The organism is Amycolatopsis sp. NPDC059021, assembly GCF_042739895.1.
GTDB lineage: Bacteria > Actinomycetota > Actinomycetes > Mycobacteriales > Pseudonocardiaceae > Amycolatopsis.
Window position 1 is genome coordinate 76214 of record NZ_JBHYIQ010000024.1, and the last position, 13064, is coordinate 89277.

General features: G+C 69.7%; 11 protein-coding genes. 2 read left to right on the forward strand and 9 right to left on the reverse strand.

What is annotated here, in order from left to right; translation table 11 throughout:
* The 8 genes from ACFWX1_RS16915 to eccD all read right to left on the reverse strand — a co-directional run bounded on the left by ACFWX1_RS16915 (position 1) and on the right by eccD (position 7145).
* Positions 1-354: a hypothetical protein gene (locus ACFWX1_RS16915; RefSeq protein ID WP_378328596.1), complete on the reverse strand. Its 354-nt coding sequence runs from the start codon at positions 352-354 to the stop codon at positions 1-3.
* Complete coding sequence (locus ACFWX1_RS16920) at positions 351-764, reverse strand: YbaB/EbfC family nucleoid-associated protein (RefSeq protein ID WP_378388201.1); 414 nt, start codon at positions 762-764, stop codon at positions 351-353. Before ACFWX1_RS16920 ends, ACFWX1_RS16915 begins: the two co-directional genes overlap by 4 nt.
* 18 nt (positions 765-782) lie before the next feature.
* Entirely contained in the window at positions 783-3089 is a 2307-nt protein-coding gene (locus tag ACFWX1_RS16925) for a hypothetical protein (protein WP_378388203.1), read from the reverse strand.
* 66 nt (positions 3090-3155) lie between these two features.
* Positions 3156-3545, reverse strand: a complete 390-nt coding sequence (locus tag ACFWX1_RS16930) for a hypothetical protein (protein ID WP_378388205.1) — start codon at positions 3543-3545, stop codon at positions 3156-3158.
* Between the two features lie 17 nt (positions 3546-3562).
* Positions 3563-3850 (reverse strand): hypothetical protein, encoded by a 288-nt coding sequence (locus tag ACFWX1_RS16935; protein WP_378388206.1) that lies wholly within the window; start codon positions 3848-3850, stop codon positions 3563-3565.
* A 15-nt stretch (positions 3851-3865) separates the two neighbouring features.
* Entirely contained in the window at positions 3866-4210 is a 345-nt protein-coding gene (locus ACFWX1_RS16940; protein ID WP_378388208.1) for a WXG100 family type VII secretion target, read from the reverse strand.
* A 94-nt stretch (positions 4211-4304) separates the two neighbouring features.
* On the reverse strand, positions 4305-5747 hold the full coding sequence (gene eccB, locus ACFWX1_RS16945; RefSeq protein ID WP_378388210.1) for a type VII secretion protein EccB: 1443 nt from the start codon (positions 5745-5747) through the stop codon (positions 4305-4307).
* 27 nt (positions 5748-5774) lie between these two features.
* A complete protein-coding gene (gene eccD, locus ACFWX1_RS16950) occupies positions 5775-7145 on the reverse strand; it encodes a type VII secretion integral membrane protein EccD (RefSeq protein ID WP_378388211.1) in 1371 nt (456 codons plus the stop codon).
* Positions 7146-7292: 147 nt separating this feature from the next.
* Between eccD and eccCa the strand changes: the two genes are divergently transcribed.
* On the forward strand, positions 7293-11222 hold the full coding sequence (gene eccCa, locus ACFWX1_RS16955) for a type VII secretion protein EccCa (RefSeq protein WP_378388213.1): 3930 nt from the start codon (positions 7293-7295) through the stop codon (positions 11220-11222).
* Between the two features lie 54 nt (positions 11223-11276).
* On the forward strand, positions 11277-11996 hold the full coding sequence (locus ACFWX1_RS16960) for a response regulator transcription factor (protein ID WP_378388215.1): 720 nt from the start codon (positions 11277-11279) through the stop codon (positions 11994-11996).
* 167 nt (positions 11997-12163) lie between these two features.
* On the opposite strand, the gene ACFWX1_RS16965 is transcribed toward ACFWX1_RS16960, so the two are convergent.
* Positions 12164-12943: a sensor histidine kinase gene (locus tag ACFWX1_RS16965; protein ID WP_378388217.1), complete on the reverse strand. Its 780-nt coding sequence runs from the start codon at positions 12941-12943 to the stop codon at positions 12164-12166.
* Positions 12944-13064: the final 121 nt, after the last annotated feature.

Here is a 13064-nt window from a genome sequence, read left to right on the forward strand (position 1 = left end):
TCAACCCGAGTGGCCGGGCCTCCCCACGCTGGTGCCCGTCGGCATCCAGGTCGTGCCCAGGTCCTGGTTTCCGGCCTCGGCTTCGGCGAACATGTCCGCCGCGAGGTGGCCGCTGTCCTGGGTCAGGCCGAGGTATCCGGCGATCTCCTCGACGAGGCCCGACACGTTCTCGGTGCCTTCCTTGGTCTGCTCCTGGTACTTGGTGGCGGTTTCGTCGTCGTGCCCGGCGGCGTCCTGGTTCATCCGGTGGATGTCGTCGAGTACCTTGCGTTGGTCACTCACCAGGTTCGAGAGCGTGCCGAAGTTCGAGAACTTCTGTTTCAGGTCGGCGGGGACGGAGATCGGTTCGCTCATCGCCGGTCCTCACCGAACATCGGCGCAGGCATCATCTTGCGCAGCGGTTCGAGAAAGGTGTCCCATTCATGGGATCCGGTCGTCGATGTGCTCAGGTCGGCCAGCCCCTGCAGGTGTGGCCGCAACGCCGACGTGACCTGGCCGAGCATCTCCCGGCGCGCCTCGGCGACCACCTTGGTGATGGCGTCGGCGAGTTCCGCCGGGGCCATGGAGCGATAACGCGTGTCGTGGAACTCCAGTTTGGACAGTCCACCTTGCACGTCCACAGTGGCCGAGAGCATCCGATCCTTGGAAAGCACCGAAGTGGACTGACCGGTCAGGTGCCGCTGACACTCGTCTATCGCCTTCTGCTGCTCGGTCAGTTCGGCGATGGCCTGGTTGAGCTGATCCTGCAGGCGAGTGTGCATCATTTCTCCTCAGCGTCCGATTCAACGTCCGATTGCCGCGGTGAAACCACCGCTGTCCGTGCCCCAGGTGCTCTCGTCCTCGGCCAGCCAGGTGGTGCGCTGCCGTTCCTTGCCGTCGGCGCCGACGCCTCCGCCCATGCCTGGTGGCGGCATCGCCGACTGCTGTTGCCCGTTCTTGCCCGATTCACCCAGCGTGTGCGGGCCGGTCTCGGTCTTGAGCTTCTGCTGCTTCTCCAGCGCGTCGTCGAGCGCCGAAGAGTTCGTCGTGCCGCGCTTCGCAGGGTCCCCGATTTCGCCGGATGACAGTTTCGCGCTGCCCGGGGCGTCCGAATGGAATGGGGCCATGCTGTTCAGCTTGTTCTTGGTGTACGGCGTGTCCGGCACGTGCATCGCGCCGTTCGGCCCGAACATCGACTGATGGTTCGGGTCCACGATCTGCCCGCCCGGCCCGATGCCCGACCCCGGCGGCAGATACAGCCGCTGGTTGTTCCCGTCGTGGTAGGTCGACCCGTCCGGCCACTGCAACGCCGTGTTGTGCTGGAGCTTCGCGTGCGGGTCGACGTGCAGCGGATTCCCGTCGGACCCGGTGACCCGCGAGCCGTCCGGGCGCGTGATCGTGCCGTCCGGGTTGATGTGTGAACCGTCCGGCACGGTGATCGGGTTGCCGTCCGGGCCCCGCGCGACCTGGCCGTCCGGGGTGAACACCGAGCTGGTGCCGCCGGTCGTCGGGTCGAAGACCGATCCGCCGCCCGCCTGGTTCGGCCGGATGACCGAGTCCTTCGGCACCGTGAGGTGCTGCCCGTTCTTGTCCGTCACCGGCGATCCGTCCGGTTTGACCACGGTGCCGTCCGGGTTGATGTGCGAACCGTTCGGGACGGTGACCGGCTCCCCGTCGGAGTAGCGGACCGGATTGCCGTCCGGGCCGATGATCGAGCTGGTGCCCGCGCCGTCCGGATCCGGGTTCTTCGAGCCGAACCTGCCACCGCCGGAGCCACTGCCGATGCCGCCGGGGCCGAACTGGGTGGTGGTCGGCCCGATCGGCGGCGGGGTCTGGTCTTTCGTGCCGTGCCCGGTGGACCCGTTCTGTCCACTTTGGTCACCTTGGGAGCCGTGACCACCGGTTCCGGTTTCGCCGCCGTCCCCGGTGTCGAGGTCGCTACCGTCGCTGCCGTCGCCGTTGGTGCCGTCGCCGTTCTTGCCGTGCTCTCCACCGGTCCCGGTGCCGCCCGTGCCGGGTGGAAGGTCACCGTTTCCGCCGTGATCACCGGTGCCACCCGTTCCCGTACCCTGGCCACCCGATCCGCCGGTACCGGTGTCGTTTCCCGTGAAGGGATTCTGGTTGGAGCCGGAACCCGTACCGTCCCCTGTGGACGACGGGGGCTTGTACGTCGGAGCGATCTGCCCCATTTGGACGGGCGAGATGCGGTTCACCGTGACGCCGTAGGCGCTCTCGGTCGCCTTCATCAGGAAGTCGGCCAAGGGGTCAAGCGCCCACGCGTAGTTGTTGAGCCACAGGTTCTTGGCTTCCCGGTCCAGTCCGGTCTTGAAGCTCTCGTCCCAGATGCCACCCCACTTGGTGGTCACATTGGCCCAGTTGTTGTTTCCTCCGCTCGAATCCACCTCAGCCTTGAGCCCGGCGCCGAGCAGCGCCGTGTGCACCGCCTCCCGCGGATCGTGCAGCGGGGTGCCCCGCCAGGCGATGAACTGGTTGAGGAGACCGACGACCTCGTTGCCGAGCGTGTCCCGGCTCTGGGCGAGCGCGTCGATGAGCAGCGGATCGGCCAGCCGTCCGCCGAATTCGCCGAGGCGTTTCCCGGCGTTCTCCAGCAGGCTCTGGTACGTCTTGGCCGCCTGGCCCTGCAGGTCCCCACCGGACTCGACCTGCTTGGCCTGCGACGAGAGTTTCCGGCTCCACTGATCGAGGAACGTGTTGATATCGCGCAACATCTGTGCCGCGTTGGTGAAACTCGCTCGGCTGACCACGGTGTTTCCCTCGGGCGGGTGTACCAGCGGATCGAGGATCTCCTCGCCGATATGGAGGATCTTCGTCCATGCCTCGTCGGTGCCGTCGAGCTTGCCCCAGTCGAGGTTGACCCAGACGTAGCCGGAACGGGTCTGCAACAGCGAACCGACATAGCCGGTGATGTCGAACGGGATATAGACGTCCCAGGTCTTCTGCGGGTCGACGCCACCGCCGCCGTGGCCGCCGTTGTCGGTGACACCGACCGCTGCGATCCACGGCGGCGATTTCGGCCCGGCGAATTCGTCGCGGTTGACGACCTTCTGGTCCTTCGGGACAAGAGTGGCCAGCGCCTGCTCCCAACCCATGGCAAATACCCTCCGGAAAGTAGGACTTTGCGGCCGTCAACCGCGAGGAATCGGCTCGTACGCGGCTCAGGCGTGGCCGCCGGTATTCGAGTCGGTCTGGTACTGCTGGGCCGTCCCGAGGTTCTCCTGCTCGGTGCCCTGGGAGTTCTTGCCCCAGTTCTCGAGCCCGTCGATCCAGCCGACCACGGTCTTGTCGGCCAGATCCTTGACCTGGTCCGACGCCGACTTCGCGAAGGCGGCGAACTGGGTGGTCAGCTGCTGTCCCATGGCCGACGACCCGGCCATCACGGTCGAATCCGGGGTGCCGCCCCCGACGCCGAAACGCTGCAGGGCGAGAATCGCCGGATGAGACGTCAACTCGGCGCGGAAGTCCGTCAGCTGCTTCTTCTGGTCCGCCACCGCCGAGTCCGAGTAGGCGATCGTGTCGCCACCGTGGTGTCCCTTTTCCTCAACCATGCGTGGTCACCCCGGAACTAGAACTGATTGGCGTTGCTGAGGTCGGTGCGCTGGATCGCCTCGCGCATGGCCCCGAGAATCCGGGTACCGTGCGAGAACTGGGTGTTCATCTGCGCCTGGGCGGTGTGGATGAGCTTCTGCTTGGCCTGCCAGTCCACGCTCCACTGGCCGCCGGTCTGCTGCACCAGCTTGGTGATCCGGTGTTCCAGATCCTGGATCTGACCGTCGATCTTCTTGGAGATCATCGTCATGTCGTGCTCGACCGCCTGGACGTTGGTCGGCTCGATGTACTGTTCGTCGTTCACGAGTTTCTCCTCGGGTCAGCTCAGCGCGTTCTCGTAGGAAGAGCCGTATTCCGGCGTGGTCTGGAAGCTCGCCGTCAGGTTCTGGTTGTGGCCGTCGGTGTTCCGGAAGCTGTTGACCGTGTTCTGGAGCTTGCCGATGATGTCGTCGAACTGGGTCTTCACCTTCTGGTAGCCCTCGCTCCACTGGTCGACCTTCTGCTGGTACAGCCGCGCCGAATCCGAGCGGTGCATCTGCTGCAGGTGGGTGCGGACGTCGCTCACCCACATGCTGGTCTGGTTCATCTGGCTGGCGTGGTTCTGGATTTCCTGGATTCCTTTCGCCAGTTCGGAATACGGGACGCTGATGTTCTGCTGGACCACTTTCGCTCCTTGCTTGTGCCGGGAACCGCCGAGACGAACCTACGACCGGGGCGAAGTTCCCTCCACACCCCAAAACAGGGACGTCGAAGGAGAATCAGCACCGCTTCGCCGATGCCGGCGTCTGCCCGCCGGCCGGTTTGCCCGCGGCGCCGGGATCCAGCGCGGCCCCGGTGGGCAACTGGCCGGCGAGCAGCGCGGGCATCCGGACCGCGGTTGCGCCTTCGTAACCGAGCTGCTTGAGCGCGTCCGCGGTCGGAACGGGGTATTCGACACCGTTGTCCGCCACCAGCGAAACGGCGTCGCTCGCACCGTCCCCTGTGGACACACTGCGCACGAGGACGCCGCTGCCCGGCGCGATCGCGATCCGGTCGGGCCCCGCGCAGGACAGCGCGACACCCGGCTGAGCCATCGGCGGCTTCGCCGCGTCGGTCACCGCTCTGGGCACCAGCAGGGTGCTCGTGGACACGCTTTGCCCGGACGTCGTGGCCGCGCACAACGCGAAGTCGTGATCGTCGCGCTGCAGCCTCGGTGGCGCGTCAGGCAAGGCATCGTTGTGGGTCAAAGCGGCCTTCGCCGCGGGCGGCGCCGCATGTGCGGTCACATCACCGGCACCGATGGGCCGGACGTCGACCGGCTGCCCGCCGTAGGCGCCGCCCTGCGTTTCCGGGGCGCCACCGATCAGGGCGAACAGCGCCGGGGTGAGCGGCACCAGGCCGTCCTCACGCAGCAGGTACGGCTGCCCGGCGGTGTCCTTGAACAACTGCCCGACCCGGCTCGGCCGCCCCGCGAGAGCCGGCCCCGCGTTTCCCCTGCCCGGAACGGCGGGGGCGACCAGATCCGGCCCGGACGGCAGCGCGTTGAGGAAACCCGCGGGCACCTTGACCGGGTCGGCGGTGCCGTAGCCGAGTGCGGCGGGGCCGCCCGCGGCCGGGTCCAGCCGTAGCTTCTGCCCGGACCACACCAGGAACACCGCGCCGTCCGGACCGGACACGAGCAGCCCGTCCGCCGCAGTGAGCGGGCGGCCGCCGGCCTCGCCGACGAGCAGGGTGTAGTTCCGTGGCTGCCCGTCCCCGCCCGGCGCGGCGCAGGAGAGCCACGGCGCGGAGCTGAGCGCGGCCGCGGCCGGCAGCCCGTCCGGCGCACCGGGGATGCCGACCGGCGCCCCGCGCGGCGTCCCGGCCAGCGAGTTCGCCGAAACCTCCTGCACCGACAGCGACGGACCGGCGAGCAGCTTCGCGGAGGCCTGGTTCAGCACCGGATGCAGGACGCCGCCGAGGTAGATCCACCGCGCGCCGCTCTCCCGCTCGACCACGACCGTCCCCGCCTGCTGCCACGACGTCGCCCCGCCCGGCTTGATGAGTCCGAAAAGGACGGTGCCGAGCCCGAGGAGGATGGTGACGGCGATGCCGATCGCGAAACCGCGCGTCGTCCGCCGCTGCGGGGTGTCCGGGATGTCGGGGTCGGCACGCAGCATGCCCGCGCTGAGCCTGCCCATGATGAACATGTGCGCCTGAACCTGGTCACGTCGGGACCGCACGGGCCGCGCCTTCCTCGAGTCGGGGTGTCAGCCGTTGATCGCGCGGAGAAAGCCGAAGACGCCCAATACCAGCAGCGTCAACGGAAGCAGCGCGACCGCGAACAGGACGTGGACGACGTCGGCGATGCGGCCCCAGTACGGCACCATGCGCCGTCCCGGTACCGTCCAGCCCGCCACCATCAGCGCCGCCCCGGCGAGCAGTACGCCGACGACGAGCAGGAGCCTGCCGGGCAGCGCCAGGTGCACGGCCTGGGTGATCGCCAAGGCCGCGAGCCCATACGCCCCGGGCAGCACCACGGCGAGCCGGGTCCGGATGCCGCCGACCTCGCGGCCGTGCAGGAGCAGCAGGACGCTCAGGACACCGGCCGTCACCACCGGCGCCCAGCCGGGAGCTGTGAGCAGGCCGGTGATCGCCGCGGCACACACGGCACCGGTGGCCAGGAACAACGCGACGAGGTACTGGTCGGCGACGGCGCCGCGGTCGAGCACCGTCTTGCTCGGCAGCGGGTCGATGCCCTCCTGCAGCTGATCGGCGTTGGTCGGCAGCGGCGGCATCTTCAGTCCCGCCAGCCGGAACGCGAGGCCGGGGACGAACGCGCCGAAGATCACCGCCAGCACCGCCGTCACGGCGAACGCCGAGGCGAGTTCGCCCGCGGCAAGCATGATTCCCGCGGTCAGCACCCCGAACACGCACACCACGAGCACGCCGAGGTGAACCTGCGGATGAGTGCCGGAAGCGACGAGCGCGAGCACCACCCCGCCCGCGGCGGCGGTGGCGGAGGCGAGCAGCAGCGCGGCCGGGGTGGCCGACGGCCCGGGCACGAGCAGCCCGGCGAGCGCGAACAAGGGGACCGCCGCGACGCCGTACAACGTCCCGGCCACCGCGTCGCCGACCGCGCGCGACGCCGAACCCGCGGCGGCGAGCAGCAGCAACGCGACGACGATCGCCGCGGCCGTACGCGGCAATGTGGGCCCTGACAGGAGAATCCCGGCCCACGCGAACGCGGCGGCCACGAGCGCCATGCCGTGCAGCAGCCACTTCGTCGCGGCCGGATGCCATGCTCCCGGCCGATCCCGCAGCCCGGTGCCGATCCCGTCGACGATGTCGTCGAAATGCACCGCGGGCAGGCTGTCCTGGCGCGAGCGCAGGTACAGCACCTGCCCGTCGCGCAGGCCGAGCACTTCCGGCGTCGCCTCCTCGTCGAGGGGCGCGTCGCCGAGATCCTGCAGGACCCAGCCGCCGTGGTCGAGCCCGGCCTCATCGAGGTCGTCGCCGGCGTAGCCGACGATCGTGGGCAACAGGTCGGCCAGCGGCACGTCGGCCGGGACCGCCAGGTCGAAGCTCTTCCCCGGCGCCCGGATCGACAATCGGCACAGGCCCGCGACGGTGCTGTTCACTCCACACTCCTGTTGTCCACTGTGGATTCCACCGGTGACGTTATCCGCACGCCGAGTGCTTGTAACGTCGCCGATTTACGGGACCTGATTCCCCGCGGCGGGCGTGCGATTCTTCGCTGGCCAGTACCGACCGGAAAGGACATCGCCGTGAGTGTCGTGCTGTTCCGCCGCTCCGAACGGCAGCCAGGACCGCCGATGCCGTCCGGCGAGATCAGTCTCCAGGAGCCGCCCGAGCTGCCCGAGGTGCAAAGTGGCTTCAGCGGCGTCATCACCTATCTGCCGATGGCGTTGTCCTCGCTGGCGATGGTGATGATCTTCCTGCGGCCCGGTTCCGGCGCGGGCGGCACGCTGATGTACTTCGCGATCGGCCTGATGGTGCTCGCCGCCGTCGGCATGCTCGCCGCGCAGTTCCTGCGTACCGCCTCCGAGCGCAAGCGCCAGATGTCCGGTGCGCGCCGCGACTTCCTGCGCTATCTGGCCCAGGCGCGGAAAAAGGTGCGGGTGACGATCGGTGACCAGCAGCGCGCACAGGGCTGGCGGCATCCCGCCCCGGCCGCGCTGTGGTCGATGATCCGGACTTCGCGGCTGTGGGAGACCCGGCCGGACCACCCGGATTTCGGCGAGGTCCGGATCGCGGTCGGGGACCGGCAGCTGGGGACCCGGCTGTCCCCGCTGTCCACTAAACCGGTCGAAGACCTCGAACCGCTCTGCGCGCACGCGCTGCGCCGGTTCATCCGCGCCTACGCCACGGTGCCGGATCAGCCGATAGCGGTGTACCTCCGGTCGTACGCGCGGGTGCTGCTGCGCGGCGACGCCGAGGTCGCGTGCGGCGTGGCCCGGGCGATCCTGGCTCAGCTGTCGGTTTTCCACGCCCCGCAGGACCTGCGGATCGTGATCGTCGGCAAGGAGTACGCCGCGTGGTCATGGGCGAAGTGGTTGCCGCACAACCTGCATCCGGCCGACACCGACGGCGCGGGCCCGGTGCGGCTGGTCGCCGAATCGATCGGCGAGCTGGAAGGCCTGCTCGGCGAAGAGCTGGCCGGGCGCCCGTTCTTCGACCGCGACGCGATGCCCACCCTGGACGAGCCCTACACGATCGTCGTCCTCGACGGCGCCAGCACCGCACACGGCAGCCGCATGGCCGGTGCGGGATACCGCAACGTCACGGTGCTCGACCTCGGCAGCGCGCTGGACTGGGAGTCCGACCCGCGCACGCTGCTGTTGCGCGTCGACGCCGAGAAGGCCGAACTGGTGCGCACGGAACGCGGCGGCAAGGAGACCGCGACCCCGATCGGCACGCCGGACACGCTGAGCACCGTCCGCGCCGAATCGCTCGCGCGGCTGCTCGCGCCGTACCGGCTCGCCGTGTCCACCGACAGCACCGAGCCGCTGACCACCGACTTCGAGCTGACCACCCTGCTCAACATCCTCGACCTGAAGGGCGCGGACCTGGCGAAACTGCACGCCCGGCACGTCGGCGCCGCCCGGCTCCGGGTGCCGATCGGGATCAGCGCCGACGGCACGCCGGTAGAACTGGACGTCAAGGAGTCCGCGCAGGGCGGCATGGGCCCGCACGGGATGCTCATCGGCGCCACCGGTTCCGGGAAGTCGGAGCTGCTGCGGACGCTCGTGCTTTCCCTGGCACTGACCCATTCCTCGGAGACGCTCAACTTCGTCCTCGTCGACTTCAAGGGCGGCGCGACGTTCCTCGGCCTCGACCGGCTGCCGCACACTTCGGCGGTGATCACCAACCTCGCCGACGAGGTCGTGCTCGTCGAGCGCATGAAGGACGCGCTGCACGGCGAGCTGATCCGGCGTCAGGAACTGTTGCGCAAGGCGGGAAACTACAGCTCGGTCCTCGAATACGAGACGGCCCGCGCCGCCGGCACGCTGCTCGCGCCGTTGCCGACGTTGTTCGTCGTGGTGGACGAGTTCAGCGAGCTGCTCGCCGCGCACCGGGAGTTCATGGACCTGTTCGTGATGATCGGACGGCTCGGCCGCAGCCTGGGCGTCCACCTGCTGCTGGCCTCGCAGCGGCTCGACGAGGGCCGCACGCACCAGCTCGAATCGCACCTTTCCTACCGGATCGGCCTGCGCACGTTCTCGGCGATGGAAAGCCGCGGGGTGCTGGGGGTTCCGGACGCCTACCAGCTGCCGCCCCAGCCGGGCAACGGCTTCCTCAAGACCGATGTGGACACGCTCACACGATTCAAAGCCGCCTACGTTTCGGGCGAATACCGCCACATCCGGCGGGAGACCCGGCAGTCGATCGTGGCCAGGCAGATCGTGCCCTACACCTCCGCGTACGTCCCGCCGCGTGAACTGCCCGTCGCCGAAGAGCCGGAGCCCGAGGCCACCGGGGAAACGCTGCTGGGTGTCGCGGTCGACCGGCTCGACGCCTCGGGCCCGCCCGCGCACATGGTGTGGCTGCCCCCGCTGGACGTCCCGCCGTCACTGACCGAGCTGCTGCCCGCGCTGACCAGGTCCCCGGCGCGCGGACTGACCACAGTGGACGCTCAGGAACGCGGGATGGCCGTGCCCGCCGGGATCATCGACCGCCCCTTCGAGCAGCTGCGGGAACCGCTGATCGCCGATCTCGAGGGCGCGGGCGGGCACGTCGCGATCATCGGCGGGCCGCAGAGCGGCAAGAGCACGATGGTGCGCACCCTGGTCACCGCGCTCGCACTGATCCGGACCCCGCGCGAGGTCCAGTTCTACTGCCTCGACTTCGGCGGCGGCCTGCTGACCGCGCTGACCGGGTTGCCACACGTCGGCGGCGTGACCGGCAGGCTCGACACCGAGCGCCTGCACCGCACGATCAAACAGGTGACGTCGCTGCTGGCCGAGCGGGAGCAGCGGTTCGCCGAACTCGGCATCGAGTCCATCGCCGACTTCCGCCGCCGTCGCGCGGCCGGCCGGCTGCCCGATCAGGAGTACGGCGACGTGTTCCTGATCGTCGACGGCTGGGCCACGATCCGTCAGGACTTCATGGATCTCGTGCCGACGTTCGCCCTGCTCGCCACGCGCGGGCTCAACTACGGCGTCCACCTGATCATCACCGCGACACGGTCCGGCGAGATCACCGGCGGGCTGCGCGATCAGCTCGGCACCCGGTTCGAACTGCGGCTCGGCGACCCGGTCGAGTCGATGATCAACATGCGCGCGGCCGCGACCGTGCCCAAGATCCCCGGCCGCGGGCTCACCGAGGACAAGGCGCACTTCCTCACCGCCCTGCCGCGGCTCGGCACCGACGAAGACCCCGCGGCGGGCTCGGCGGCGCTCGTGCACGCGATCGCGCAAGCGTGGCACGGCCCGTCGGCGCCGCCGGTGCGAACGCTGCCCGCCGTGCTCGACGCGTCGGAGCTGCCACCCGCCGAAGGCACGCTCCGGGTCCCGCTCGGCCTCTCGGGCGAAGACATGAAGCCGCTGTGGCACGACTTCACCGAGCATCCGCACCTCGTGGTCGTCGGCGACGACGCGACCGGCAAGACGAACCTGCTGCGGCACATCGCCCGCGGCGTCGTCTCCCGGTACACGCCGGAGCAGGCGCGGATCACGTTCGTCGACACCCGGCGGCAGCTGTTCGACGCCGTCCCCGAGGAGTACCGGCTGGGCTACGCGGTGTCGAAGGACCTGGTGCGCGAGGCGGTCGCCGGTTCGTCGCGGGCGATGGCGAAACGCGTGCCCGGACCGGAAATCACCCCGGAGCGGCTGCCACTGCGTGACTGGTGGACCGGGCCGGAGCTGTTCCTCGTCGTCGATGACCACGACCTGATCGGCACCGACCCGATGGACACCCCGTTCCTCGCCCTGCTCGACCACCTCGCCCATGGCCACGAGATCGGCCTGCACGTCGTCGTCGCGCGCAGCGCCACCAACATCGGCCGGGGCCAGCAGGACCCGCTGCTCAGGCGGCTGGCGGAGGTCAACACCCCGGTCGCGCTGCTGTCCTGCCCGCCGTCGGAGGGCCCGCTGTTCAACGACGTCCGGCCGCTGAAGCTGCCGCCCGGCCGCGCGCAGTACGCCACCCGCCGCCGGACCGTCCAGGTGCAGACGCCCTACCTCACCGGTCACTGACCGCTGCCGCCCGTTACTCTCGAAGCCGCGGGGCGGCAGTGACGGGAAGGTGCAGTGACCGGCGGGCCAGACGAGCTGACACAGACCGCGCCACGGAACCATCGGGTCCTGGTGGTCGAGGACGATCCGACGATGGCCGAGGTGATAGCCGGCTATCTCAGCCATTCCGGGATGCTGGTCGCCGTGGCCAGCGACGGCGTCATGGCGTTGGACAGCTTTTCCGCGTTCAAGCCCGACCTGGTGATCCTGGACCGGATGCTGCCGCGGCTCGACGGCACGCACGTGTGCCGGAAACTGCGGGAGACGAGTTCGGTGCCGATCATCCTCGTCACCGCCCTCGGCGAGGAGGAGGACCGCATCCACGGCCTCGAGCTGGGCGCGGACGACTACGTCACCAAACCGTTCAGCCCGCGTGAACTGGCCCTGCGCGCCCAGGCACTGCTCCGGCGTTCCGCCGCGCAGCCGGTCGTCTCCGCCCCGCGTGAGCTGCGTGTCGAAGACCTCACCTTCGACCCGGCGACCCGGCACGCGGCCAAGGCCGGGCACCCACTGCGCCTCACCAGCCGCGAACTCGACCTGCTGGGGTTCTTCTTCACTCACGCCGGCCAGACCCTGCGCAAGGACGAACTCATGCAACAGGTCTGGCAGTGGCAGGTCGGCGACACCGCGATGGTGAGCGTCTACGTCCGGCGGCTGCGCGAAAAGATCGAAACCGACCCCGCCGCCCCGACGATCCTCACCACTGTCTGGGGCGTCGGCTACCGCTTCGGCTGATCACCCGAGTTACGCTTCCAATCACGCGAGTTGCGTCTCCCGTCACGCGAGATCTCCGGCCAATCACGGGAGATCTCGGTTCGCGCACGGGACGTCGCCAGGTACGTTGCGGCGAACTCACGTGATCCGAGGGAGATCTCGCGTGATCAGGCGCGTAACTCACGTGATCAGGTGGGGAGGTGGAGGCTGAAGCGGCAGCCGCCGGGGGCGTGGGTGGTCAGCAGATCGCCGCCGTGCTGGCGAACGAGGCCGCGCGTCACCGAAAGCGCGGCCTCGCCGGGTTCGGCCGCGCCGAGGGGTTCGCCGCTGGGGAGTCCGCCGCAGGCGTCGCCGACGAGGATCTCGACGTCGTCCGCGGTACCGGTCACCAGCACGGTCACCTGCCCACCCGCGGGCGTGTGCCGGACCGCGTGCAGGACCACGTTCGTGAGCGCCCTGGTCGTCACCGCGACGTCGACGGTCACGGTCCGTTCGGGTTCCGGCCGGGTCTGACGCAGCCGCACACCGCGTTCCAGCGCGAAGGAAAGCGCTGTGGCGAGCGCGGAATCGAGCAGGTCACCGACCGGCACGACGGCCCGGTCCACCCGCCCCGCCCCGGCCTGCGCCTTGGCGAGTTCGAACAGGTCGCCCGCCACCCGGTCCAGACGCCGCGACTGGTGCACGACGCTCGCCGTGTACTTTTCCGGCGAGGCGGCGACGCCGTCGTCCAACGCCTCGGCGGCGGCGCGGATAGCCGCGAGCGGGGTGCGCAGCTCGTGGGAGAGCCCGGCGATCAGGTCACGCTGTGCCTGGCGCAGCGCCGTGCATTCCCGCTCCGCCTCGGCCAGCCGCCGTCCCGACCGCGCCGCTTCCCGCCGCAGCCGGTCGATCTCCGCCCGCAACGCACGGCGGGTCCCCGGCCTCGCGCGGCGTCCGGACACAGTGGACAGCAAGGCGCCGAACCCCATCCGTTCTCCCGACGGTCGTCATCCCGCCCATTCCACTCCCTCGCCCGCGCACCCGGCCAGTCCCAGAAGAAGGGACACCACCGCTGCTTTGTGGGACTGCCGATCCCCCGGTGCGGCGGGC